We start from the raw sequence: 26009 nt of genomic DNA on the forward strand, positions 1-26009 counted from the left end.
TCCTGATTTTCTTTTTTTATCGCATCATTATATTTTACCCCATTTTCTTTTTTTTGTAAAGAACGGCAGTCCCCTTCTTCGTTCCTCTATGAGCAGAACGGCAATCCCCTTCTTCCTCCCCCTTTTGGGAAAACTACAGCAACATCCCCTCTTCTTTTCGCTTTTTTATGATAACAACATCCTGTCTTCCTCTTTTGGATAAAAATAACAGAATCCTTTTTTCTATCCTCTTTTTTACAAATGATCGAAAAGAGAATCTCCAAAAGGATCCTGCTTTTAAACTTTTCTACAAATACAGCCCCCAAAAAGCAAATGTGATTTTACAAACAGGATTTTTAATATCCTATTTTATACCGGCTTTTTTTAACATTTTCTTATACGCTGCCGCTTTCTTTTTTGGCACTGTTACTTTGCATTTCTTTGCGGTATTTTTAAATGCGTTTTTGCCGACTTTCTTTAATTTTTGTGTTTGGATAGTCACTTTCTTTAATTTCTTGCAATTAAAAAATGCATTTTTATCAATCGTTGTAACATTTTTGGAGATTGTGACCTGTTTTAACTTCTTAAATCCTTTGCAAACATTTACACCTATCTCTGTTACTTTATATGATTTTTTATTGATCGTAACTGCTGCTGGAATGGTTATCTTTGTTGCTTTTTTGTCTGTATAACCAACCAATGCAACGGTATATTTTCCATTGGAAGCAGATAATACTTTGTATTTGCTTTTACCAATCTGCTTGACCGTTCCAACCTTAACCCGTTCCTTCTCCTTAGCGTTCTTTGAAACATCCGGTGTCTGCGTTGGTGCAGTCGTTCCATGCGGATTATTGGCTGGCGGTACCGGTGCCGGTGTACTTTGTGCATTGTCTGCTGTCGGTACCGGTGCCTGCGTACTTTGTGTATTGTCTGCCGTTGGTGTCGGGGTCGCTTCCGGCTCATCCGTATGCAGCTTTGGCTGTATCTTCCACTCCAAACCGGTTGCTGTAAATTCCGGCACATCATACTCGGTATCATCATAAACAAAAGTTGCCTGTGCCGTATAATCTCCAGGCTCAGTTGCTTCGTTATTCGTATAAGTTGCGCTAAGGCCTTCCGGTAATCCTGTTAATTCTACTTTCTTTGTCGTTCCATCATAGGTAAACGGAGCAGTATAATCCCATTTGACTGTACTGACATCAAAGGTCTCTTTTGGAAGGATCTCAATCTGTGTATCCCATTCTTCGGTATAGTTTTCTCCATAGTCACAGGTATAAGAAAGATTTACATACAGATCTTCCGAAATACCATCAGGCACATGCAAACAATAAACCTTTCCTTCCGTCTTTGTATCAACCGTTACTGCTTCCTGAGTAGTCACATCAACCTCATCTTCCTTTGTCACAACAGACTTGATCGCAACATCAGAAATCGTTATATTATCATCTGTGCTGACTAAATAAAAATCACGATCTGTCTTTCCATAGTGATAGACATATTCATAATCTTTTGCTGCCAGATCGGCAGGTCTCGCCTTTTGGGTTCGAAATATCCCCACACTCGGAGTCGCAACACGCAAGAACATTGAAGCTTCACGTTCATCGGATACTTGATAATATAACCGGTATATTCCTGCTTTCTTTGGCAGAATGGTAATATATCCGCCATATTCCTCTGTCAGACTGATATCGCTTGTCTCATTGCCCCATGCGTCTGTTACATGCAAATGATCTATGAACATGGCATAAGCATTTCCATCCGGATCCAGATATTGTACGGATATATGTCTTTTCCATGGCATTGCTATCTCTATGCTGTCACGATAGCTGCCTCCTTCGATTCCTATGATATCACCTGTCTCATCATCCCAGATAACATTGGTACTGCCCTGTAATTTTTCATCTGCTGCATTTTCACACTGAATCTGTATGGATTTCTGTTCGATCCAGGAATCCTGACCATTCGAAACTTCTACCATTGTAAAAAGCCAAAATCCACGCTGTGCAAGCTCTTTGTTTAATTTGATCTTATATACCTGATCACTTACTTTCTCATAAGTCATATATCCTTCGACTTCTTTTGCATCTTTTATAAATGATCTGTTCAGATCTTCAATAGCAAATCGATACGTATCGTATGTTTCTTTCCCTTCTGCTACATCCGGGAGTGTCACTGTCTCATCTGTCTGTGGGCTTGTGATCAGATAGATCGTATCATTCTGCGTTGGATCATAACTATCCTCTGCCAAAAAGGACGTATCCTCTTTTTTAGCACTTGTATAAAATCCGACTCTTGGATATTCTACAAATACGATAATATCATCCTCCGGTGCAACTGTCGATTTAATATGAAATTCTCCGGTCTTATAGAATGCAAACATCACAAAATCTTCCGAACCGCTTGAATGATCTTCAATATATACCGTTTCCGAACCGACTTTATTGTCCTTAGCATCATATACCGCAATGTCCGCAGCCTTTAAAACCTGTTGTGTATCACCACTGATGTATTTCAAATGCAAATAAGAATTCGACATATACATTGTCACACCTTTTAAATACTCTGCATCAGAGGCTACTGTTTCAGGATTGCCATCCTGATCGTACTCAAAAACATCCGTTGCACACAGACCGGTCAACTGCTCTGCCGATGCTTCGGGGGTTATATTCGGCATCAAACCGAGTACCAGACAGATCGTTACAAACATGCTGACCAAACGTCCTTTTTTCTTCCATATCATTCTCTTCATAAACTGCCTCCTTATTGTTTTTTGCTTATTGTTTTTTGCTTTTTGTTGCATTATATTCCAAATTTGCTTATGGAAATATACAAAAAAAGGTCTGATTTACAATCTCTTCCTTTTCTTAAATATGATTTATTATACCCAAACGACTTTACTACGTCAATAAAAATATTCATTTTTCTCTCTTTTTATACGAAATCTTTTTTCTTTGACCGTTGAAAATACATAGTTCACGCTTTGTTCGCCATGAGTTACCAATGCCATTCTTAGTATTAAATCACTACTATACGATCTTTTTCCTACTCCATAAGAAGTACAAAGTCCCACTAAATTGTGAACAATTTTTTAGTCTATACAAAAAAGCAAAGCATGATTTGCTGTTAAACGAACCATACTTTGCTTTCTTTTTGTATCATTTCAAAACTTTTAATAAATTTTTGACTTCTTTTTTGGCACTGCTACGTGTCAATGTTTCATATGAAAATAGATAAAAACCATCCACTTTATTTGTCTTACGTGCATATTCTACCTGTCTTTTTAACATCGTATTACTCTTTGCCCAGCCGGGATCCTGCATTACCTTTGCTTCTTTCTTTGAAATGCCTGCCCTATATCCTGCAAGCCCGATATAAAGGCTGACATGATTGCTTTTGGGTATCGAAGTCCATTCATTGACTACTTTTTTATACGGAGATCCTTTTCTTGTAAAAGACCAATAGATCTGCGGTACCACATAGTCAATATAACGATCTGAATTCATCCATGTTTTGACTGGACTGTAATAAGCGGTTTTCGAATATAAATTTTCAATATTGCCTGCCGGACTGATTCCAAAAAGACAGCGCTTTCTTGTCTTTTTTACGACAGAATACACGCCACGCACCATTTTATTGACATTTTCGCGTCGCCAATTGACTAAAGAGCGGGCTTTGATCTTCTTTTGACGACATTTCTTTTTGTATGCTTTGTATTCTTTATAATCAAATTTACGATAGTTTGCTTTTGTCAGTTCCGGATAAAAATAATCATCCATATGTACTCCATCGATCGCATAATTAGCAACTAATTCCTTCACACCATTCGCTACAAGCTTTTGAACCTGTGCGGATGACGGATTAAAATAAAGTCCGTTACCAAGTTTTAATACTCTTCGACGTACCGATGCCGATTTTGATTTTCTCCATTTATATGCAATGGAGGACTTCGGCAATTTGCTGATCGATGAGGATGAACTTGAGATTCGGTATGGGTTTACCCACGCCTGAATATAAAGCCCTCTTTTATGTGCTGCACTGACAGCATATTTTAATGGATCGAATCCCGGATTTTTGCCTGCTGTTCCGGTTGCATATCTTGACCATGGATAATATTTCGATGGATACATCGCATCCGCAAATGGACGTACCTGTAAGATCACTGTGTTCATTTTTTTCTTCTTGCATGTGTCAAATGTACGATCAATATAGTTTTTCCATGTCGTATATGTTTTGGCTTTCTGATACATTTCATCAAAATAAATCCATACGGCATTGATCTCTTTGCCCTTTTTCTTAGGCAGGGGCGTTGATACCACATCCTGTGTTTCCTCAGGTATAACCGTAGATGCTGCCTGTGTTGTATCCGGCAAAGTCGTTGTAACGTTCTGTGTGACTTCCGGTGCAACCGTTGTGACAGTCTGTGTGACTTCCGGTGCAGCCGTTGCAGGCACCGCTGTGACTTCCGGTTCCGATGCAGATTCTGTTGTCTTTATCATATCGGCAGTCGTCGTGGATTTCAATAAAACGACTTTATCTTTTGCGGCAGTTGCATCAACATATACAATTCTTCCAATTCCTGCAAGGATCAAAAGCATCATCAGACTCATAATGATCCGGCTCTTTTTCCAATTCATCTGTTTTTCTCCATTCCAACTAAATTTAGTCAAAGATCTGACATCTGCGTCATTTTTTGACGATTTTGAAGTTATTATAGCATGAATTCATGTCATTTCTTAGACTTCTTTATTCCATATTTAGCCTAAGTTTCTGATCTTAAACTGTCTTTGCGCTTCACGATTCTGATCTTTCTTTGCAATATCGTGACGCTTGTCATACAATTTCTTACCTTTTGCAAGTCCGATTTCCACTTTGACTAAGCTTCCTTTAAAATATACGTTCAATGGAACGATCGTATACCCTTTTTGTGCAATCTGTCCTTCCATTTTACGTATCTCGGAACGATGTAATAACAATTTCTTGATACGAAGCGGATCTTTGTTAAAAATATTGCCTTTCTCGTATGGACTGATATGCATATTGTAAATATAAACTTCTCCATTCTCAATACGTATAAATGCCTCTTTTACGCTGCATTTTCCAAGACGCAGAGATTTCACCTCTGTTCCGGCAAGTGCGATTCCCGCTTCATATTTATCCTCGATAAAATAATCATGAAATGCTTTTTTATTATTGGCAATCAACTTTTTGGCTTCTTTTGCCATGATACTCCTCACTTTCTGTCATCTGGTTCTACCTCTCTTCTAGCTCTGCCATCAGGCAACTACTTTCTGCGTGCAGACATTCCGGCTCCGCTGCGGGCATTTTTTGCTTTGATCCCGGCTTTTCCCATTGCCTTTGCATGACTTTTCTTCTTTGCATTGCTTTTTGCATGCGATACAAGTCTGTCTGCTTCTTTTTCGATCATCGCACGTTTCTTCTTTTCGGCTATTTTCTTAGCAAATGCTTTTTCAATTGCCTGCTTTTGTGCTGCACTGATCGTCTTTGCTGCCTGTTTTTTCTTTTTATTTCTGTTATTTTTTCCTTTTTTGCTATTCGTTGCTGCTTCTGCTTTTGCCATCTTTCGTGCCAGTTTACGTGCCTTTGCTTTTGCACGATATCCTGACTGTGCTTCTTCTTTTGACGGCTGAGCTGTCTTAGTCTTCTTAGCTTTCGTACTGTTTTTTTGCTTTTTTGCTTTCTCTTTTGCTACACTTTTTTGCGCTTTGCTGTCCGCTTTTTTCGTACTTTTTGTCACAGCATCGGTTTGGTTATCGTTGTGATCCAAAGCTGCATCTTGTCGTGTCTCTGTATTTGCACCCTCAGTTTCGTCTTCGTCCTGTGCAATCTCAAAATCAATGTTTCGTAAGATCTTATCCACACCAGAAACCGTAACACGAATCTTTTGTCCAAGTTTAAAGATTTTATGCGTATGTTCCCCTACCATCTGGTAACGTTCTTCTTCGAAATAATAATAATCTCCCGGAATATCTGCTACACGGATCATACCTTCGATCGTATTTGGTAATTCCACATACATCCCCCAGCTTGTCACACCAGAGATCACACCTTCAAATGTCTGACCGACAAACTGCTCCATGTACTCTGCTTTCTTCATCTTTTCTACTTCACGTTCCGCATCATCTGCACGACGTTCCAAAAGACTTGTCTGCGTGGTTACATCCGGCAGGATCCGGTTATAATGACTGATCCTTTTATCAGAAAGTTTTCCATGAATATTTTCTTTGATAATACGATGAATCTGTAAGTCAGGATAGCGTCTGATCGGTGAAGTAAAATGACAATAATATTTCATGGCAAGTCCGAAATGTCCCTCGCAGCTCGTTGTATAACGTGCCTGCTTCATGGAACGAAGGGCTAAACGGCTGATCAATGCTTCTTCCGGTGTTCCTGCTACTTCTGTCATTAACTTCTGGATCTCTTTCGGATGGATCTCACCGTCCTGATTCGTCTTTAAGACATAACCGAAATTTTCTACAAATGTGTTCAATTCATTGATCTTTTCGACGTCCGGTGTCTCATGTACACGATATACAAACGGAAGTTCCTGCCAGAAATATTCTTCTGCAACGGTTCTGTTGGCGGCCAGCATAAATTCTTCAATAATATGATGTGCCCGGTTTCTCTCATAAATCTGCACATCTAAAGGTTTTCCCTTTTCATCTAATGTAATCTTGCTTTCTGGAAAATCAAAATTGATCGACCCACTCTTTTTTCTATTCTTCTCTAAAATGTCCGCTAACTCATACATCAATTCAAACATTGGGATCAGATCATGATACTCCTGACATTCCTGTTCGTCATGTTCTTCAACGATCTTATGCACACTGGTATAGGACATTCTGCGTGTGACATTGATCACACTTTCTTCAATACTGTGCTTTATGATCTTACCATCTGCATTGATCTCCATCATACAGGATAATGTCAGGCGGTCTACTCCCTCATTTAAAGAACAGATTCCATTAGAAAGTTTATGCGGAAGCATCGGAATGACACGGTCTACCAGATATACACTTGTTCCTCTCTTTAATGCTTCTTTATCTAAAGCTGACTTTTCTGTCACATATTGGCTGACATCAGCAATATGTACTCCCAGATGATAGACACCATTTTCTTTTGTCAAAGTGATCGCATCATCAAGATCTTTTGCATCCTCGCCATCAATCGTGACGGTCTGTAAATCCCTGTAATCACTTCTGCCAGCCTTCTCTTCTTCGGCAACTTCACTTTCAATGCCCTCGACCTGATCCATCACTTCGTCAGGATATTCTTCTGGCAGACCATATGCTTTGATCACAGAAAGAATATCTACCCCCGGATCATTGATATGACCAATGATCTCTACGATCCTGCCTTCGGGATTACGATCCTCATTGCCAAAATCCGTGATCTCTACCACAACTTTATGACCGGTGATCGCACCTTTTGTATCGGACTTTGCAATATAAATATCTTTTGTAAACTTATGATTATCAGCTACGACAAAACCATAGCTTTTACTGCTGGAGTATGTTCCGACAAGGATCGTATTTCCACGCTCTAATATACTGATCACTTCGCCTTCCTGTCTCTTACCATGTGAATGTGTATCCAAGACGATCTGTACTTTATCCCCGTCTAATGCTCCTTTCGTCTTATGTGCAGAAATGAAAATATCATCTTCCATCCCTTCAACACGGACAAAGCCAAAGCCTTTTTGTGTTGCCATAAATGTTCCGGTACATACATTATCCGCTAAAGGTTTGATCTTTCCTTTCAGATCGGCATGTACTTTTCCTTCTGTAATCAATTCCTCGATCACACTTTTAAACACTTTTTTATCTTTTGCAGGCACTTGCAATACGATTGCCATTTCTTTTGCATTCATTGGACGATATTCTTTCGATGATATAAATTGCAAGATCATTTCTTTCTTACTTTCTAATTCTTCTCTATTCATAATGCTACCTCATTTCTTTCTCCTTCCAAGCAAAGACATACACAGCTTAGAAGCTCCCCAATGCAGCCTGTTATCCGGCTGTAAACTGACTTTTGTAATATGTAACAAATCCGTTTTTTATTACATGTACTGTCTGTTACTGTTTCTATTAGTATAACACATTCTAAAAAAGTTTCCTATACAGAACCGTAACCGTTCTGTGCATAACATAAAACAAAAACCTATCCACCGCTACACGGTAGATAGGTTTTGATCTGTCTTATCTTATGTGATTATCCAAATATCTTAAAATTAAGAATCAATGATAATACGATAAATACAATTGCAAGAACTCTTGTAGCCATTTCAAGTCCACCCTCCATAGAGCGTCCTTTATTCTTTCCCCAGTATGTTCCTGCTGCACCATTGATCGCACCGGAAAGACCTGCCTGCTTTCCTTCCTGCATTAATACGATTACTGTAAGAGCCACACATACAATAATGTATATGATCAATAAAATAGTATGAATTATCTGAATCATGAATACTTCCTCCGTTCTTATCAAATCCTATCTTACGACAGAATATTTTTCAAGCACAAACAAATTTATTTTAGCATAGACAGTATGCTATTTCAAGTCTTTATTTACGAACCAGAAGTGACTTTCCTGTCATATCTTTTGGCTGTTCGATCTCCATGATCTGAAGTAATGTTGGAGCAATATCTGCTAAGCATCCGCCTTCACGCAATGTATATGCCTCATCATAATTTACAAGAATAAACGGAACCGGATTCGTTGTATGTGCCGTAAACGGATCGCCTGTTTCATAGTCGATCATCTGCTCTGCATTACCATGATCTGCACAGATAAAGAGAACGCCATCTACTTTCTTTACTGCTTCTACTGCTGCTCCAACGCAGGCATCAATACGCTCTACTGCTTTGATCGCTGCCGGGATCACACCGGTATGACCTACCATGTCAGGATTTGCAAAGTTGATAACGATCACATCATACTTATCCGATGTAATAGCAGCATTAAGTCTCTCGCCTACTTCCGGTGCACTCATTTCCGGTTTCAGATCATAAGTTGCTACCGCAGGAGATTTTACCAAAGAACGATCCTCGTCTTTGTTTGGTTCTTCAACACCACCATTAAAGAAGAATGTAACATGTGCATACTTCTCTGTCTCAGCAAGTCTGAGCTGCTTCTTACCATGCGCTGCAAGAACTTCACCTAATGTATTCTTAATATTCTCTTTTTCAAATGCTACGATCTTATTACCGATTGTCTCATCATAATCCTTAAAGCAGACAAAAGTCAGCTTCATAAAGCCGTTGGCACGATTGAAATGATCAAAGCTTTCATCACAGAAAGTACGTGTAATCTCACGCGCTCTGTCAGGACGGAAGTTAAAGAAGATCACGGAATCGTTTTCTTTTACGGTTGCAACCGGTTTTCCATCAGCTTCGATCACAGTTGGTACAACGAACTCATCTGTCACATCATTTGCATAGGATGCATCAATTGCTTCTGTTACGCTGCCGGCTTTCTGACCATCACCAAGTACCATTGCATTGTAAGCTTTTTCGATACGATCCCAGTTGTTATCACGATCCATTGCATAATAACGACCATGGATACTTGCGATTTTACCAACACCGATCTCTTTCATCTTCTGCTCTAACTCTTCTAAGAATCCTTTACCTGATGTCGGAGCCGTATCACGACCGTCTAAAAAGGCATGGACATATACATTCTTAAGTCCGTTTCTCTTTGCTAATTCAAGAAGACCATATAAATGTGTATTGTGACTGTGTACACCACCATCTGATAACAGACCAAATAAATGAAGATCAGAACCATTTTTCTTTGCATTCTCTACTGCTGCAAGAAGTCCTTTGTTCTCAAAGAAATCACCATCTTCAATCGACTTTGTGATCTTTGTAAGCTCCTGATAAATGATACGTCCTGCACCTATATTCATATGACCTACTTCTGAATTTCCCATCTGCCCGTCAGGAAGTCCGACATTTAAGCCACTGGCATAACCCTTCTGAAATGGGCATTCTGCCATCAGCTTGTCCATTACAGGAGTCTTTGCCTGTGCAATCGCATTTCCTTCTGTCTTTTCATTCAGACCATATCCATCTAATACCATTAATACAACCGGTTTCTTACTCATAATCGTAGTCCTTTCTGCTTCATGCAATGTTTTATTCTTAGAAAACCAGCGAATCTGCCAGTCTTCTTTTTGCTATTCTATCCGTAATTGTACCCTTTCTATCGGTTACAATTCCAAATTAGAAGTATACCTCATTTCAAAAAACAAGTCAAATCCATCCGATGCCGTATTGTCTGTCAGCCGGTCAACGGACTTTTGTCGTTCATGAATTCTGCACAGTAAAGCAAGCTCTCCTGTATTGCGAATTCATGATATATCAGATCATAATATCAATATTTCCTCCAAGATCAGGATTTACGGAATTTTCCATCATGGAACGGTTCATCATTTCTACCATCGCATCACCCTGCTCTGTCATAGAATCCAGACTCATTGATAAAACTGCTGTACCAACCTGTGTCATAAGCTGCGTCTGTGACATATTCATTGCCATATTTGCAACATTCATTACATCCATAACCGATTCCTCCTTTGTTTTTTGCTTCTTTATTTTTTCTCTATCTTTTATTATAACAAATGCTTTTTTGCTTTACAATACAAAGCCCCTATATCTTTTAATCCCAAAAAAGGTATAACAATCCTTCTCCGGGTACCTTAGCATCCCTCTTATACATATCAATTCTGTTTTCATTTCCACTTCGTTCGGAAAATGCCGGAAACAAAAATCCTTCTACCGGTTCGTCCGGTATGTAATCCCCATTGATCGGGCACAATGCACAGATCAAAAAGGAATAGACTTCTTCCGACTCCCACTGTTCCTTTTTATCTGTTCCCTTTCTGGGAATATCATAAATTCCCTGAAAGAAATACAGACAGGACGCCTGATCGATTGCAAGACGTTCTCCTAACGCCTCATATATATTTTCAAGCAACGCATCATTTTTCAATTCACATCGGATCAATTGCATCATTGTTTTCCATGCACTGCTGCTCTTTTCTGTCTCTGTAAAACGATGTTCCTTTAACTGTTCGTTTGTTTTTGCAAACGGAATGCTTTTTGCAATCTCTAACAGCATCCTCTGATCCGGTATCGGAAGATTTCGAAAATGCACATTAAAAGAATCTTCTAAATTACCATCCTCATCATAATAGCCTCCCGCTACTCTTCCAAAACAGTTTCTCTTTAATGTCATACGCCTTGTCAGCTCTAACATATCTTCTCTGTTAATCTTATCCATCTTTCTACCCCAGTTTTTAGAGAAAAACGGAGAAATATCTTTTTTGACATTTCTCCGTTTCTTTTATACGATCCGATATCAGATCAGAACCATATATGCATTATATGGATACTCCTTCATTCCGGTTTTTTAATCCGTTTTCTGACATCTTCTCTTTTTGCAATGAATGAATTAAGCGTTTACAACCTCACCGAATTCTGCTTTCAAAGAAGCACCACCGATAAGACCGCCATCAATGTCATCTTTTGCAAGTAATTCTTTTGCATTTCCCGCATTCATAGATCCACCATACTGGATACGAACAGCGTCTGCTGTAGCAGCATCATACATTTCACCGATGCAGTCACGGATCGCTTTACAAACTTCCTGTGCCTGATCTGCTGTAGCTGTCTTACCTGTACCGATTGCCCAGATTGGTTCATAAGCAATAACCATGCTCTTAACCTGATCTGCTGTGATTCCTGCAAGATCAGACTTGATCTGCATACGGATCCAGTCCATTGTAACACCCATTTCTCTCTGCTCTAATGATTCACCACAGCAAAGGATTGGTGTAAGACCTGCTTCGAAAGCTTTCTTTACTTTCTTGTTTAATAAGCAGTCATCCTCCTTGAAGTAATCACGACGCTCTGAATGACCGATGATAACATATTTTACACCTGCATCTACGAGCATAGCGGCAGAAATCTCACCTGTGTAAGCTCCGCTCTCTTCAAAGTACATGTTCTCAGCACCAACTGCTACATTTGTACCCTTTGTAGCTTCTACTACAGGTACGATATCAATAGCAGGTACACAATATACAACATCTACATTATCATTTTTTACTAAATCTTTTAATTCATTTACTAAAGCAACTGCCTCGCTAGGAGTTTTGTTCATCTTCCAGTTACCTGCAATAATTCTTCTTCTTGCCATCTTAAATCCTCTTTTCTTCTGATCCGTTCTAATTATCTGTCAGAAATTATTTGTCATCTGCTGCTACTACACCAGGAAGATCTTTACCCTCTAAGAATTCAAGAGAAGCTCCACCACCTGTTGAAATATGAGTCATCTTGTCACCGAAACCTAACTGGTTTACAGCGGCTGCGCTATCACCACCGCCGATGATTGTTGTAGCGCCTTCAAGATCAGCCATAGCTTTAGCTACCGCAATTGTTCCCTTTGCAAAGTTTGGCATTTCGAAACATCCCATTGGTCCGTTCCAAACAACTGTCTTAGCACCCTTAACAGCATCTGCAAAAAGTTCTGCTGTCTTAGGTCCGATGTCAAGACCTTCCATATCAGCAGGAATCTCTCCACGGCCAACTACCTTGAAGTTTGCATCATTTGAGAAGTCATCTGCAACTGTTGTATCAATAGGGATAAGAAGTTTAACACCTTTTTCTTCGGCTTTCTTTTCCATATCAAGTGCATACTGCTTGTAGTCTTCTTCAAGAAGAGACTTACCAACTTCTTCACCATGTGCTGCCATGAATGTATAAGCCATACCGCCACCAATGATCAATGTATCTACTTTATCAAGAAGGTTGTTGATAACGGAGATCTTAGAAGAAACCTTAGCACCACCAAGAATTGCTACGAATGGTCTTTCCGGATTGTTTACAGCATTTCCAAGGAAATCAATTTCTTTCTGCATCAGATAACCGACAACACAGTCACCGTCAACGAACTTAGTAACACCAACGTTAGAACAATGTGCTCTATGAGCCGTACCAAATGCATCATTTACAAATACATCGCAAAGAGAAGCAAGTTCTTTAGAGAAGGCTTCACCATTCTTTGTCTCTTCTGCTCTGTAACGTGTGTTTTCAAGAAGGATCACGTCGCCATCCTGCATTGCTGCAACGGCTGCTTTTGCATTCTCGCCGACAACGTTAGCGTCTGCTGCAAATTTTACTTCCTGACCTAATAATTCTGATAATCTCTTTGCTACAGGAGCTAAAGATAACTCTGGCTTTGGCTCTCCCTTTGGCTTACCTAAATGTGAGCAAAGAATCACCTTACCGCCATCAGCGATCAGCTTCTTAATAGTAGGAAGTGCTGCAACAAGACGGTTCTCGTCTGTGATCTTTCCATCCTGTAATGGCACATTAAAGTCACATCTGACTAATACTTTCTTTCCTTTTACGTTAATATCATCAACTGATTTCTTATTTAACATATTGCCTCCATTCTGTCGTATCCAGCGACATTTACCTTTAATTGAAAACGAGCCCGGCCCCATAAAAGACCGGACCCGTATATGGATCTTATACTATCTCTTTCGAAATTAGCAGTTCTCTGAGAAGTACTTGATTGTTCTTACCATCTGTGATGTGTAAGAATTCTCGTTATCATACCAAGAAACTACCTGAACTTCGTAAAGATCATCAGCTACTTTGTTTACCATTGTCTGAGTAGCATCGAAGAGAGAACCGAATCTCATTCCTACAATATCAGAAGAAACGATTTCTTCATCATTGTAGCCAAATGACTCGTTAGCTGCTGCTTTCATAGCTGCATTGATTGCATCAACTGTTACATCTTTGCCTCTAACTACTGCTGTAAGGATTGTTGTAGAACCTGTTGGTGTAGGAACACGCTGTGCAGATCCGATTAACTTACCATTCAACTCAGGGATAACAAGACCGATAGCCTTAGCTGCACCTGTTGAGTTAGGAACGATATTGACTGCTGCTGCACGAGATCTTCTTAAATCACCCTTTCTCTGTGGGCCATCAAGAGTCATCTGATCACCTGTGTAAGCATGGATTGTAACCATGATACCAGATTCGATTGGAGCAAACTTGTTAAGAGCATCAGCCATAGGAGCTAAGCAGTTTGTTGTACAAGATGCTGCTGAAATGATCTGATCACCTTTCTTTAATGTCTCGTGGTTTGTGTTGTAAACGATTGTAGGAAGATCGTTACCTGCTGGAGCAGAGATAACAACTTTCTTAGCACCTGCATTAATATGAGCCTGTGCTTTTTCCTTAGATGTATAGAAGCCTGAGCACTCAAGAACAACGTCTACATCAAGGTCGCCCCATGGACAATTGTTTGCATCTGGGAAAGCGTAGATCTTAATCTCTTTTCCATCAACTGTGATAGAATCTTCACCAGCTGAAACTGTATCAGCCTTCTCATACTTACCCTGTGATGAGTCATACTTTAAAAGATGAGCAAGCATCTTAGGGCTTGTTAAATCGTTGATAGCTACTACTTCATAACCTTCTGCACCAAACATCTGTCTGAATGCAAGACGTCCGATACGTCCAAAACCATTGATTGCAACTTTAACTGCCATGTTAAAATTCCTCCTAAATATAAATTTTATAATTTGTTATCTGAAACTTGTCCAAATAGCAATTAACCATAAGTTACCAGAATATGTGTATACACACATACCCAAAACCTATTGTACTCAATTTAACTACAAATTTCAAGATTATTTTTGATATTCTTTTATAATTCTTCCCAAATCGCTTTTATTTACTCCGGATATCTTACTAAAAAACCGTAATCTTTTCCTCTGTCTTTCAGACTGCCGGTGTCCAAAGACAGATCTTTCCGCTTTTTAACGACTCCTGTACAAGAATATTTCTTTGGTTCGACGATCCTCGAAATACCAGTCCGAGATCCTTTTTGTCAATCATAAATTCACCATCGACTAAAACCTCTATATAAGATAACAATTCTCTGGTCTCTTCCCATTCATTGACCATGCGTCCGAGTACATCTTTTTCAAAATCATATCCGGTAAAGCACCATATACTCTTGTTCGGATATTTTTCTTTGATCGCACGGACAAGTGGTAGAAGTCCTTTCTGGTTACTATGTTCTAAAGGTTCCCCGCCAAGCAGCGTAATCCCTTTGACATATTCCGGTTCCATATAGGAAAGGATCGTCTGTATTGTCTCTTCCGTAAATGGCTTGCCATATTTAAAATCCCACGTCTCAGGATTAAAACATTCTTTACAATGATGTGTACAGCCACTGACAAAAAGGGATACTCTGACACCCGGACCATTTGCTACATCATATTGCTTGATCTCTGCATAATTCATGTTTTCCCTCTTTTCCTACATCCTTTCCATGATGTTTCTGTCTGTTATTATTCTAATCTCTATAAATGCAGCACACGCGAATTGATCTCTTTTGTCTTGCCGACATTCCAGAAATTCTCGCCAAGATAACCACAGGTACGTCTTGTTACGTTCATCTTGTTCTTATCTTTGTTGTGGCACTGCGGGCATTCCCATTCGAGGTCATCATTGATAATGATCTCACCATCATAACCGCATTTGTGGCAATAATCGGATTTTGTATTAAATTCTGCATATTGTATGTTTTCATAAATAAAGCGTACAACATCTTCTAATGCTTCAAGGTTATGTCTCATATTCGGAATCTCTACATAAGAAATCGCACCACCTGAAGAAATCTTCTGGAATTGTTCTTCAAACTTAAACTTTGAAAATGCATCAATCTTTTCACGAACATCCACATGATAAGAATTTGTATAATATCCTTTGTCTGTGACATCCTTGATCTCTCCGAATTTCTTCTTGTCAATCTCTGCAAAGCGGTAGCAAAGACTTTCTGCCGGTGTACCATAAAGGCCAAATCCGATTCCGGTCTCTAACTTCCATGTGTCACATGCCAGACGCAGTCTTTGCATCAGACGCAATGCAAAATTCGTTCCTTTCGGATCTGTATGACTGACTCCGGTCATAATCTTTGTGGTCTCATATACACCGATATAGCCAAGCGAGATCGTAGAATATCCGTTATGAAGAAGCTTATCGATTTTTTCACCTTTCTTCAAGCGGGCGATCGCACCATACTGCCAATGGATCGGGCTGACATTGGATAATGTTCCCTCTAACGCATGGTGACGGCACATCAATGCATCAAAGCATAAAGACAAACGTTCTTCCAGCAATGGCCAGAACTTCTCCTCATCGCCTTTAGCTGTCAATGCGATCTGCGGAAGATTGATACTGACTACACCCTGATTAAAACGGCCTTCAAACTGATAATTTCCGTTTTCATCCTTCCAAGGTGTTAAAAAGCTTCGGCATCCCATACAAGAGAAAACATTTCCTTCATAGTTTTCACGCATCTTCTTTGCGGAAATATAATCAGGATACATTCTCTTTGCAGAACATTTTACCGCAAGTCTTGTCAGATAATCATACTTACCGCCCTTTAAGCAGTTATGTTCATCCAATACATAGATCAGCTTTGGAAAAGCCGGTGTCACATAAACACCTTTTTCATTCTTGATCCCTTCAATTCTCTGGTTTAAGATTTCTTCGATGATCATTGCATTTTCTTCGATATAAGGATCATTTTTATCAAGATTTAAGAACAATGTAACAAATGGTGACTGTCCGTTTGTTGTCATCAACGTGTTGATCTGATATTGTATCGTCTGCACGCCTGAACGAAGCTCATCGTGCAGCCTGTCTTTTACAAATTCATCACGGATCTCTTTGCTGATTTTTTCACCATATTTTTTATTGTAATGTTTCTCGTATTTTTTGCGGCTCTTTCTAAGATATTTTCCTAAATGACGGATATCAACCGACTGACCGCCATACTGACTGCTGGCTACAGCAGAAATGATCTGTGTCATAACCGTACAGGCAACCTGAAAGCTCTTTGGACTTTCGATCAGTTTACCGTTCATGACCGTACCATTTTCTAACATGTCACCAATATTGATCAGACAGCAGTTAAAAATACTTTGTAAGAAGTAATCCATATCATGAAAATGAAGAATGCCTTCTTCATGTGCTTTTACGATCTTTTCCGGGAGCAATACTCTTTTGGTCAGATCCTTAGATACCTCTCCGGCAATCAGATCACGCTGTGTCGATGCAATGTATGCATTTTTATTGGAATTTTCTTCCATTACATCTTTATTACTGTTCTGTATCAGGCTCATGATCGAATCATCTGTTGTATTCGCCTGACGCACCATCTGGCGCGTATAACGGTAAATAATATATTTTTTTGCCAGTTCATACTTATGCTCACTCATAAGCTTCTGTTCGATCAAATCCTGGATATCTTCTACTAAAAGATTATCTGCGTGCTTATTTTCAATGCCTGCAACGATGGACTCTATCTTATCATCTGCCAGCTGTTCATAACGATCAACCTCGGCATTTGCTTTCTGAATAGCGATCACTATCTTATTTCGATCGTAGTCAACAATTCTTCCATCTCTTTTCGTTACTTTCATCTCTTTTTCCTCCTTATTATCGTAAACGCCAATGAAACTTCCCCATAAATGCCTTTTTCGCAATAACTTTCTCTGTTTCAAAAAAGGCACAGGCACAATTATATCATTATGCGCAAAAAAAGTCCACAATATATTGTGATTTTCACTCTTTTTCTCACTAAATATTGTGGAACTCCCATTTTTCTAAGTCCTACACATGTAGACTGTTTTTATCTGTTTTTTTTACTTATTTCGACCCGATATAGGAAAGATATGCCGCAAATGCTGATGGAATGCTGTATTCTGTCTCTATCTGTTCTTTTGTTACCGCTGTGAAATCTTCTAAAAAATCCTGCTCTATTGTGTCAAAACAGATCCGATATCCCAACATATGCCATTCAATATGTGAAAAAATATGTTTGGCACTGCCAAGCATATCGATTGTCTCTGCTTTTGCATGCATCGCATGTAATTGTTTTTCGACTTCTTCTAAAGACAGTTTTCCTTCCTGTGACGGGAATTCCCACAATCCGGCTAACAAACCTTTGTCCGGTCTTTTTTGTAAAAGATATTTTCCCTGATACTCTAATAAAAAGATCGTTTTTTCTTCAATCTTTCTTGTTTTCTTTTTTTTCTTAACCGGATAAGCCAGTACTTCTTCTTTTCCAGCCATCTTACAGCTTTTTGCAATCGGACATTTCTCACATAATGGCTTTCCATTCGGAATACAGATATCCGCTCCCAGATCCATCCATGCCTGATTAAAATCTCCTGCTCTTTTTTCAGGCAGCATAGCGGCAATTTCATTTCGAATTGCTTTGCGTACCGCATTTTGCATAATATCATCTTTTTGTGCCATCAGTCTGGTATAGATCCGGTATACATTGCCATCCACAGCCGGAACAGACTGTCCAAACGCAATGGATGCAATTGCTCCTGCCGTGTATTCTCCGATTCCGGGCAATTTTAAAAGTTCTTCATAGGTATCCGGAAAAACACCATCATATTGTGTCATAATCATCTGTGCTGCTTTTTTTAAATTCCTTGCTCTATTATAATAGCCAAGTCCCTGCCACAATTTCATCAGTTCCTGCTCTTTAACCTCTGCTAATGCCTGTACATCCGGCAGGCGTTCTAAAAAACGTGCATAATAGCCTTTTACGGCTTCTACACGGGTCTGTTGCAGCATGATCTCCGAAATCCAGATCGTATATGGGTTCTTACTGTGTCTCCATGGCAGATCACGATGGTTCTTATCATACCATAGTAACATGTCGTTTGCTAAATCTCCCATACAGACCTCCTTTCTTTCATGAATCATTCCCTTATGATCTGCTTGAATCTGCAACTCTTTTAGCGTCTTCCGAAAGACCACGCAGGTTATTAATCTCTTCTCTGCTGATCTTGGTATATTCCGACAGTTCATCGATTGTTGGCACACGACCAATCTCTTCTGTCATATATTTAGCGGCTTCATTTAACAGATTGGTTTTGGCAAGGATCGCATCTTCCCAATCTTTTGATTCTGTTGTTTCATCTATAAAGTTTTCGATTGCCTGCTGTATTTCACTGTTTAGATCCTCAAAAAATTTCTTTTTATTAATAATTGTATCTTTAAAATAGTCTTCTTTGTTCTGATACAGTTTTTCAATACCGGCTACCAGTCCGACATTTCCCTCCGCGATCAGATCATCGATCGATACTTTTCTTTTTTCATAGTTCTTTGCCATTTCAACTACGGATGGCAGACGCAGTGTGATCAGTTCATTTCTGGCACTCTCTTCCCCTTGCAAAAAAGCAAGAAGCACCTGATCTATATCTTCAAGATCAGCTAATGCTTCATTTAATTCTTCCTGATACATATTCAAATTCTGACTTCTTCTGCTTTTTTCTTTTTTCTCCTGTTTGTCATCTCCCTGATCTGACGCTTCTTCTTCGATCCGATCCGGGATGTAAACATATCCTTCTACTTCAATATGGTTTTCTCCAAGGTAATGATATACTGCCTGAAGCTGTTCTTTTGATAATACTGTATCACCAAGATATTTTGCAATTTCATTCTTTGTCAGATAATTATTCTGGGACTGTGCGATCTCTTTCATTTCCTGAAGCATTTCAATAAGTTTTCCCTGATTTTCCATCTTGAACCTCATTTCTCGTTCTTATATTGTCACTTTTTTGTAAAAGTACAAAACAATTCTGATTGTTATCAGGCTGCGTATCAGCCTTTTTTATAAAGTCAGAAAAAGGCTGATACAAAATATTGCATCAGCCTCTTCTTATGTTTTGTTGTATTACAACATATCAATCTTTTTTTACAAATAAATTATTTGAACTTGATTGTATACTGGATTGCAATACTCTTCTTAGGCATCTTGTAGCTTACTTTACCTACTCTTGAGTTCCATGTATTGATAACCTGAATCTGTGTAAATGCATCTGATTTACCTGGATCCGGAGTTAAAACACCTTTCTTGTATGTCTTAACTGTCTTGCCGTCAATGATAAGCTTAACGTTAGTTACTTTAACTTTGTTTTTCATCTTTCCAGGAATTGTTGTATCAACGTAAAGAGCATTAAATGTCTTGTCTTTACTCATAACCTTCTTGTTAAGTCCTGTCAGCTTAACTGTATAAGTTGCAGCTTTTTTGTTTTTCTTCATTGTTACATCAGTAAACTTAGCTTTCTTAGCTGCTGAAGTAATCAAAGATGGGTTTGTTGTGTTCTGAAGTTTGTTAGAGAACTTTGAGTCATTGTGGTTGTTACGGAAAGTCCACTTAGATGTGCTGAAACACATATAACCTTTGTAAGATGATGCTGCATCTGCCTTCTTTGCAGCTGTTGGTGCAACAAAAGAAGCTGCTGCTACTGCTGTAGCCATTGAAAGTGATAATACTTTCTTTGTTGTCTTAGTGAATTTCATAATTCGTTCCTCCTTATGACATTTGTTAAAATGAAATGTAATGTATAATGAATTTTTTTATATAAAAGATACAATCCATCTATACATTACTACCATCAGCTATACTATCACGCTTGTGCATTTTTGTCAACTTATCATTTATATTTTTGTGGATTTGTGCACATTTCCCAAAAATGCATTTTGCATCATTGTAAGCCGTCTGCTACTATGGATATCTTAACCATCGACAAGGGCAGTTTCAAGGCAGTTTTATGACATTTTCGTTTGTTTTTAACATGTTTTTGTAATACATCTGTTACAATAGCTAACTGCCGTTATATATTACCTTCTTTCTGTGCTATGCATAGTTCTTAATCGTTTCTAACGTGCCAGGATGTCTGTGATCTCTGCGATATACATCTTATGATAATCCTGATCGGCATACCAGGCTGCATCAATCTTTTCGTCCTTAAATTCATCTTGTGTGATCGGTGTCTCTGACATCACACGACAAAGAAGAATTTCTTTTCCCTCATCAATGTATGGCACACCATCATGATACGCTACATGAACGCCCGCCTCTTTGATCTTGTCTTCATCTCTTCCGGAAACCGTACCAAGGTACTTCATTTCTTTACGATATTCCTCCGATGGAAAGCTTAATGAAAATCTTCCTTCCCGGTCAATGAACTCTTTTGTAAAACGGCTGTCGCGGATAAAGACAAAAACAACATTTTTGCCCCACATAACACCCATTCCCCCCCAGGAAGCAGTCATGGTATTTGCTTTTTCTTCATTTCCTGCCGTTACTAACATCCAGTCCTTTCCAATCTTATCAAACGGATTTACCTCAAACTGGTCAAAATCTACTTTTTGAAATGCATGCATCGTCTTTCCTCCTCATCTTTTTCTTTTTTATAATTTTTATGCATTCTGCGTCTGAAAATCTCTTGCAAAATGTAATCCAAACCTTTGCCATTGTAGCATATTTCTTTTCTGTCTGCTATACTTATGATGTAAAATAAAATCGTTCTATATGGGCAAAAATAAAAATAACTATGCTTTATATAGAACAAACCGGCAAAAGGAGTTTCCTATGAAAAAAAAGATTACACTACAGAAAATACCATTAAAAAGGATCACAGCCGCTTTATCCCAAAAAACATTTTCGGCTTATGCCGCCCAGACAGCATTTTTTCTAATGCTTTCCTTTTTCCCGTTTCTGATCTTTTGTTTTGCACTGCTTCGAAATACACCTTTGACGGAAGATATGTTTATTCGCTTTCTTTTAACGATCGTTCCGCTTTCTTTTCAAGACTTTTTTTCTACGATCATCCATGATATTTATAATAACAGTTCTACATCCGTTGTATCAATCACGATCATCAGTGCGATCTGGCTTTCGTCAAAATCTTTTCTGTCATTGACGCAGGGAATCAACCGTATATATGATTGCAAGGAATCCCGCAACTATATCCTTTTACGTGTTTTTTGTTTCTTCTATAGCATCCTGTTTGCGATTGTGATATTAGCTGTTCTTGCGCTATTAGTCTTCGGTAACCAGATCCACCACTTTTTCCTAAGACATATTCCGATTCTTTCTGCAATCTCACTGCCTTTGATCAATTTTAAAAACATGATCAGTATTCCTTTGCTTTTTCTGACTTTTTCGTCTTTGTATTTTCTAATGCCAAGCAAACGAATTGCTTTCCGGTATCATATTCCGGGAGCTGTTTTTTCTACCGTAGGATGGCTTGCTTTATCCTATCTTTATTCTTTTTATGCAGACCACCTCAGCAATTATTCCTCTTTTTACGGAACAATGACAACAATCGCTCTTTTAATGATCTGGCTGTACTTTTGTATGTATCTTTTTTTTCTGGGAGGCTTACTTAATAACTTCCTGTATCAGCGAAAAATAAAGATAGAAAACGAATCAGTCTAAACATTTGTTTTCTATGATTCCTGATATTGTGTTAATTGTGCACCTTCAAAATATTGCTGTAAAATCTCAACATAGTTTTTTCCAAGTTCTGCCATTCTTGCAGCCCCTTCCTGACTCATACCGCATCCATGACCAAAGCCGCCGCCAACGAACCGGTATGCTGCTTTATTATCTACGGAAGCTTTTTCTATATAGAACGCTGCACTTGGTAATAATTTCATCATCGTTGATGCAGTTGCATTTTTATAATAGATTTTTTCATACAACGGTGCTAATACCTTACGGATATTGTATTGTGATATTACTTTGACTGTTCTGTCTTTTCCTATTAGAAGCAATTCTGTTACAAGACCGCTTTTTTCTCTTTTTGCAATCTGAATATCTTTTAATTTACCAATTGATACGACCGGCTTTTTTTGGTAGGTTCCTTTTTTGGTCTTTGTTAATACCATAGATGGATTCGACCGGTAACATTCCGCCAACGCCTGATCGAACCGGACAGACAGACTTTTCCCGGCAATCGTAACGTTCCAGCGATACCAGTCTGCATGACTGTCATAAGTATCATAAAACTTATTGGTCAAAAAGTTTCTAAAATCTGTTTCATTCGAAAGATCCATTTGTATCAGTCCCGTTCTCGTTTGTTCTTCAGATGTGATCTGTATTTTTGCCGGAAGATAAGACGTTTCCGATGCTGTCTTCCAGACTTCTTTTGCCGATGCCGTACTGCCCCATGAAGTTGAAAAATAATAAATAGCAATGCCTTTTCCACCACTGGTTAAAACCTGCCCTTTTGTCTGATCAACAGCTTCCCTTGATCTGGCATCTTCCGGAATATTATTATATACTTGGCAGGATACACTATCATCAACATTTGCATGATATTTCTGATAGCGTTTTGCTTTTAACTGCCCATATAGATAGCTTCTGGCACAGACTGCCTGTGCTTTTAATGCTTCTAACTGATGTCCGGTAGATAACTCACTTGGCACAACAGCATACAAATACTGCTCTATCGGAAGTTCATTCACAACAATAATCTTTCCGTATTGTAAAGATAATTCCATACTGCCACGATAAGATGGATGTCTGTTCTGTCTTTTGATCGAACTAAGGCAGAGCTTCGCATTTCCACCAGCTTTTATGATGATCTTCTTTTTTAAAGCTGCTTTGTCTTTTTTGGTAAAAGTAACTTTTGCATTTGCCGGATATTGTGTTGTCTTTTTTCCTATGCGAACCGTAAAAGCACTTTTGGATGTTAATGTAACCTTTTTATGATAAGAATCCGTAAATCCGGTTGTCTTGATCAAAACTCTGACATTTTTTTTCATCACTTCTTTGGAATTCGCATTTCCTGTATTGTTTGCGTTTTCTGATCGTTGTGATTGTATGCTATTCTTTTGTTCCGATATCCGTGTCTTTTTTTGTACTTGGGCGATCACACACACGAGCAGTACAAACGATAGTAGTGCGATCCATATAAGTTGCTTGTTCTTTTTCTTTCTTTTATTGTTCACATTTTCCTCCCGGTTTCCTAATGCAGCAAAAATTACCAGATCCATTCCGTCAAAAAACCTGTATTCTTTCTATACATATACAAAAAGCATACAGGTTATGAGAATCTTTATAAAATTGTAATGTTTTCAGGATATTGGTATCCTGCGTTACATTCTGTCTGTATGCAGACAATCACAATACTTTCTTGCGTTTTAATACAAGTAACAATGCCAGACATACTGCCAAAGTAGCGATACATATAATTCCAAAACCATATGGTGTATTAGCAAGCGGTACCCATTTTGCACTGACATTCATTCCATATAAACCGGATACCAAAGTCGGAATACCCATAACAAGTGTAATTGAAGTCAGAGACTTCATTACATTATTCAAACGGTTATCTAAGACAGAGGACATCAACTCTCTTGTTCCGTTAATGACATCTCGATAGATCGATGTCATCTCGATCGCCTGCTGGTTCTCGACAATCACATCCCCCAAAAGATCTTTATCATCAGGATACTGCTCTAATCGTTTATACCGCGTAAGCCTGTCTAACACGACCGCATTGGCTCTGAGTGATGTTGCAAAATAGACTAATGTGGATTCTAATGCATGCAGATCGATCAGATCCACATCCTCCGTCTCATAATCAATTCTTTCTTCGATTTCTTTTCTTTTCTTATCAATAATACGCAAATGTGACTGGTATAATGCTGCTACTCTGAAAAGCATCTGATAGACAAAACGCAATTTCTTCTTTGTACTGAATTCTTTTACCCTGCCATTGATAAACGCCTGTAACACCGGTGTTTCTTCTGCGCATACTGTAATGATAATGTCTTTTGTCAATATGATACCAAGAGGTATTGTATTATATGCTTCTTTATCGTGACGGATCTCTGTTGCCGGGATATCGACCAATATTAAAGTATAGCCATCTTCCAGCTCAACACGGGAACTTTCCTCCTCATCTAATGCAGCTAACAAATCCTGCAGATCAATGTCAAGCTTTCTGGCAATCTCCTCACCTTCCGTCATAGTCGGATTCACCATATTCACCCATACACCCATAGAAATTTCTTCCTCTTCATGTATAATTCTGTCGTCTGTCCGATAGTAATAAACCACATTTTCCACCTGCTTCCTTGAAAATTCCCCCAAATGTATTATAGCCTATCCCTAGACACAAAGTAAACCCACTATATTTATTTTTCATTATTGAGACAACTTTGCTTCGTTTTCTTCTATAATCTCCTTTAATGTTTCAAATAGGGAATAACGCACCTGCCAGTAATCTTCTGTCTTTGTCCATGCTTTCAGTTGCATCTGTACTTTAAACGGTGTTAATTTATCTACGACAACTTCCATCTTGTCTTCTTTTGAGATTTTCTCGGTATGCGCAAGCAGATCAAGTAATCTTGTCCGCAATTCCTGCACATTGCTGCCATAAGAAACTGTAAAATTTAAGATCAGCATCCTCTTAGAAGCATTCGTGGAATTCGTGATATTTGAATTTGTAATTGTTCCATTTGGTATTACAATGATCTTATTATCTGTAGTTGATAGTCTTGTATAAAACACATCAATACTTTGTACAGTGCCTTCTGCACCGGTCGCAATAATATAATCCCCTACTTTAAACGGCTTTAAGGTAAGGATTAAAATGCCGCCTGCCAGATTTGATAAACTTCCTTGCAAAGCAAGACCAATCGTTAAACCTGCAGAACCGACAAATGCAACGATCGTTGCACTGACACCTAATATTCCTGCAATAATAAATAACAGGATCATGTTATAAGCCACTTTTGCAAAAGACATCACAAAGTTTTGTACACTGACTTCCACTTCATGCTTTTCCATCCAACGGCTAGTCAGCTTTAGCCCAAGTTTGACTAATCTTCTTCCGATCAGGAAAATAACCAATACGAATAATAATGTTTTTGCTGCATCTAAGAGAACACTTCTTTGTGCCAGTAAATATTCGATCAGAAAGTTTGTCTTTTCTTCATTGCTTGCATTCGAATTCAATGTATCGGCAAGCTGTTTGATATCAGCACTGTCGGCATCTTTTGTTTTACCTGTTGCTAAAAGAACACGAAAAATCGTATCAGAAGCTAAAAATAATCTGTTATATAAAAATGTTGTCATAATCATCCTCATTT

At 38.6% G+C, this 26009-nt stretch carries 21 protein-coding genes; 1 reads left to right on the forward strand and 20 read right to left on the reverse strand.

The annotated features are described in order from the left end of the window. Nucleotides 1-343: 343 nt before the first annotated feature. The 17 genes from H8700_RS08160 to H8700_RS08240 all read right to left on the reverse strand — a co-directional run bounded on the left by H8700_RS08160 (nucleotide 344) and on the right by H8700_RS08240 (nucleotide 21287). Nucleotides 344-2728, reverse strand: a complete 2385-nt coding sequence (locus tag H8700_RS08160; protein ID WP_249304979.1) for a leucine-rich repeat protein — start codon at nucleotides 2726-2728, stop codon at nucleotides 344-346. A 406-nt stretch (nucleotides 2729-3134) separates the two neighbouring features. Then, entirely contained in the window at nucleotides 3135-4613 is a 1479-nt protein-coding gene (locus tag H8700_RS08165) for a family 10 glycosylhydrolase (protein ID WP_249304982.1), read from the reverse strand. A 120-nt stretch (nucleotides 4614-4733) separates the two neighbouring features. Next, the gene (smpB, locus tag H8700_RS08170) at nucleotides 4734-5201 is read right to left on the reverse strand and encodes an SsrA-binding protein SmpB (RefSeq protein WP_022141690.1); all 468 of its coding nucleotides are present in this window, start codon (nucleotides 5199-5201) and stop codon (nucleotides 4734-4736) included. A 59-nt stretch (nucleotides 5202-5260) separates the two neighbouring features. Next, the gene (gene rnr / locus H8700_RS08175; RefSeq protein ID WP_330606342.1) at nucleotides 5261-7939 is read right to left on the reverse strand and encodes a ribonuclease R; all 2679 of its coding nucleotides are present in this window, start codon (nucleotides 7937-7939) and stop codon (nucleotides 5261-5263) included. 272 nt (nucleotides 7940-8211) lie between these two features. Further along, a complete protein-coding gene (gene secG, locus H8700_RS08180; protein WP_249305212.1) occupies nucleotides 8212-8457 on the reverse strand; it encodes a preprotein translocase subunit SecG in 246 nt (81 codons plus the stop codon). 103 nt (nucleotides 8458-8560) lie between these two features. After that, nucleotides 8561-10105 carry a 2,3-bisphosphoglycerate-independent phosphoglycerate mutase gene (gene gpmI / locus H8700_RS08185; RefSeq protein ID WP_022141693.1) on the reverse strand — a complete coding sequence of 515 codons (1545 nt, stop codon included), beginning with the start codon at nucleotides 10103-10105 and terminating at the stop codon, nucleotides 8561-8563. Between the two features lie 256 nt (nucleotides 10106-10361). Further along, entirely contained in the window at nucleotides 10362-10562 is a 201-nt protein-coding gene (locus H8700_RS08190) for a YjfB family protein (protein ID WP_022141694.1), read from the reverse strand. Nucleotides 10563-10659: 97 nt separating this feature from the next. Beyond that, nucleotides 10660-11283, reverse strand: a complete 624-nt coding sequence (locus tag H8700_RS08195; protein ID WP_249304983.1) for a DUF4317 family protein — start codon at nucleotides 11281-11283, stop codon at nucleotides 10660-10662. A 171-nt stretch (nucleotides 11284-11454) separates the two neighbouring features. Continuing rightward, entirely contained in the window at nucleotides 11455-12201 is a 747-nt protein-coding gene (gene tpiA / locus H8700_RS08200) for a triose-phosphate isomerase (RefSeq protein WP_022141696.1), read from the reverse strand. 46 nt (nucleotides 12202-12247) lie between these two features. Beyond that, a complete protein-coding gene (locus tag H8700_RS08205) occupies nucleotides 12248-13447 on the reverse strand; it encodes a phosphoglycerate kinase (RefSeq protein WP_249304987.1) in 1200 nt (399 codons plus the stop codon). Nucleotides 13448-13555: 108 nt separating this feature from the next. Beyond that, the gene (gene gap, locus H8700_RS08210; RefSeq protein WP_022141698.1) at nucleotides 13556-14572 is read right to left on the reverse strand and encodes a type I glyceraldehyde-3-phosphate dehydrogenase; all 1017 of its coding nucleotides are present in this window, start codon (nucleotides 14570-14572) and stop codon (nucleotides 13556-13558) included. Nucleotides 14573-14804: 232 nt separating this feature from the next. Continuing rightward, nucleotides 14805-15332, reverse strand: a complete 528-nt coding sequence (nrdG, locus tag H8700_RS08215; RefSeq protein ID WP_249304991.1) for an anaerobic ribonucleoside-triphosphate reductase activating protein — start codon at nucleotides 15330-15332, stop codon at nucleotides 14805-14807. 59 nt (nucleotides 15333-15391) lie between these two features. After that, the gene (nrdD, locus tag H8700_RS08220; RefSeq protein WP_249304993.1) at nucleotides 15392-17518 is read right to left on the reverse strand and encodes an anaerobic ribonucleoside-triphosphate reductase; all 2127 of its coding nucleotides are present in this window, start codon (nucleotides 17516-17518) and stop codon (nucleotides 15392-15394) included. A 226-nt stretch (nucleotides 17519-17744) separates the two neighbouring features. After that, nucleotides 17745-18791 (reverse strand): A/G-specific adenine glycosylase, encoded by a 1047-nt coding sequence (gene mutY, locus H8700_RS08225; RefSeq protein ID WP_249304996.1) that lies wholly within the window; start codon nucleotides 18789-18791, stop codon nucleotides 17745-17747. Between the two features lie 31 nt (nucleotides 18792-18822). Further along, the gene (locus H8700_RS08230; RefSeq protein WP_249304998.1) at nucleotides 18823-19638 is read right to left on the reverse strand and encodes an RNA polymerase sigma factor region1.1 domain-containing protein; all 816 of its coding nucleotides are present in this window, start codon (nucleotides 19636-19638) and stop codon (nucleotides 18823-18825) included. Nucleotides 19639-19823: 185 nt separating this feature from the next. Next, the gene (locus H8700_RS08235; protein WP_249305000.1) at nucleotides 19824-20420 is read right to left on the reverse strand and encodes a hypothetical protein; all 597 of its coding nucleotides are present in this window, start codon (nucleotides 20418-20420) and stop codon (nucleotides 19824-19826) included. Nucleotides 20421-20780: 360 nt separating this feature from the next. Beyond that, the gene (locus tag H8700_RS08240; RefSeq protein ID WP_249305002.1) at nucleotides 20781-21287 is read right to left on the reverse strand and encodes a flavin reductase family protein; all 507 of its coding nucleotides are present in this window, start codon (nucleotides 21285-21287) and stop codon (nucleotides 20781-20783) included. A gap of 208 nt (nucleotides 21288-21495) precedes the next feature. Here H8700_RS08240 and H8700_RS08245 point away from each other — a divergent pair, with 208 nt between their 5' ends. Further along, on the forward strand, nucleotides 21496-22344 hold the full coding sequence (locus tag H8700_RS08245; protein WP_249305005.1) for a YihY/virulence factor BrkB family protein: 849 nt from the start codon (nucleotides 21496-21498) through the stop codon (nucleotides 22342-22344). Between the two features lie 11 nt (nucleotides 22345-22355). On the opposite strand, the gene H8700_RS08250 is transcribed toward H8700_RS08245, so the two are convergent. The 3 genes from H8700_RS08250 to H8700_RS08260 all read right to left on the reverse strand — a co-directional run bounded on the left by H8700_RS08250 (nucleotide 22356) and on the right by H8700_RS08260 (nucleotide 25995). Continuing rightward, nucleotides 22356-23861 (reverse strand): SpoIID/LytB domain-containing protein, encoded by a 1506-nt coding sequence (locus tag H8700_RS08250; RefSeq protein WP_249305007.1) that lies wholly within the window; start codon nucleotides 23859-23861, stop codon nucleotides 22356-22358. Between the two features lie 172 nt (nucleotides 23862-24033). After that, nucleotides 24034-24975, reverse strand: a complete 942-nt coding sequence (locus tag H8700_RS08255) for a magnesium transporter CorA family protein (protein ID WP_249305009.1) — start codon at nucleotides 24973-24975, stop codon at nucleotides 24034-24036. 87 nt (nucleotides 24976-25062) lie between these two features. Beyond that, complete coding sequence (locus H8700_RS08260; RefSeq protein ID WP_022141709.1) at nucleotides 25063-25995, reverse strand: mechanosensitive ion channel family protein; 933 nt, start codon at nucleotides 25993-25995, stop codon at nucleotides 25063-25065. Nucleotides 25996-26009 lie beyond the last annotated feature (14 nt).

Origin of the sequence: Jutongia hominis, assembly GCF_014384965.1 — a bacterium.
Classification (GTDB): domain Bacteria; phylum Bacillota; class Clostridia; order Lachnospirales; family Lachnospiraceae; genus Butyribacter; species Butyribacter hominis.

Excerpts from the sequence above, each read along its gene's own strand:
- H8700_RS08160 (WP_249304979.1), bottom strand. The coding sequence starts at position 2,728 with ATGAAGAGAATGATATGGAAGAAAAAAGGACGTTTGGTCAGCATGTTT.
- H8700_RS08165 (WP_249304982.1), bottom strand. The coding sequence starts at position 4,613 with ATGAATTGGAAAAAGAGCCGGATCATTATGAGTCTGATGATGCTTTTG.
- smpB (WP_022141690.1), bottom strand. The coding sequence starts at position 5,201 with ATGGCAAAAGAAGCCAAAAAGTTGATTGCCAATAATAAAAAAGCATTT.
- rnr (WP_330606342.1), bottom strand. The coding sequence starts at position 7,939 with ATGAATAGAGAAGAATTAGAAAGTAAGAAAGAAATGATCTTGCAATTT.
- gpmI (WP_022141693.1), bottom strand. The coding sequence starts at position 10,105 with ATGAGTAAGAAACCGGTTGTATTAATGGTATTAGATGGATATGGTCTG.
- H8700_RS08190 (WP_022141694.1), bottom strand. The coding sequence starts at position 10,562 with ATGGATGTAATGAATGTTGCAAATATGGCAATGAATATGTCACAGACG.
- H8700_RS08195 (WP_249304983.1), bottom strand. The coding sequence starts at position 11,283 with ATGGATAAGATTAACAGAGAAGATATGTTAGAGCTGACAAGGCGTATG.
- tpiA (WP_022141696.1), bottom strand. The coding sequence starts at position 12,201 with ATGGCAAGAAGAAGAATTATTGCAGGTAACTGGAAGATGAACAAAACT.
- H8700_RS08205 (WP_249304987.1), bottom strand. The coding sequence starts at position 13,447 with ATGTTAAATAAGAAATCAGTTGATGATATTAACGTAAAAGGAAAGAAA.
- gap (WP_022141698.1), bottom strand. The coding sequence starts at position 14,572 with ATGGCAGTTAAAGTTGCAATCAATGGTTTTGGACGTATCGGACGTCTT.
- nrdG (WP_249304991.1), bottom strand. The coding sequence starts at position 15,332 with ATGAATTATGCAGAGATCAAGCAATATGATGTAGCAAATGGTCCGGGT.
- nrdD (WP_249304993.1), bottom strand. The coding sequence starts at position 17,518 with ATGAAAGTAACGAAAAGAGATGGAAGAATTGTTGACTACGATCGAAAT.
- mutY (WP_249304996.1), bottom strand. The coding sequence starts at position 18,791 with ATGGGAGATTTAGCAAACGACATGTTACTATGGTATGATAAGAACCAT.
- H8700_RS08230 (WP_249304998.1), bottom strand. The coding sequence starts at position 19,638 with ATGGAAAATCAGGGAAAACTTATTGAAATGCTTCAGGAAATGAAAGAG.
- H8700_RS08235 (WP_249305000.1), bottom strand. The coding sequence starts at position 20,420 with ATGAAATTCACTAAGACAACAAAGAAAGTATTATCACTTTCAATGGCT.
- H8700_RS08240 (WP_249305002.1), bottom strand. The coding sequence starts at position 21,287 with ATGCATGCATTTCAAAAAGTAGATTTTGACCAGTTTGAGGTAAATCCG.
- H8700_RS08245 (WP_249305005.1), top strand. The coding sequence starts at position 21,496 with ATGAAAAAAAAGATTACACTACAGAAAATACCATTAAAAAGGATCACA.
- H8700_RS08260 (WP_022141709.1), bottom strand. The coding sequence starts at position 25,995 with ATGACAACATTTTTATATAACAGATTATTTTTAGCTTCTGATACGATT.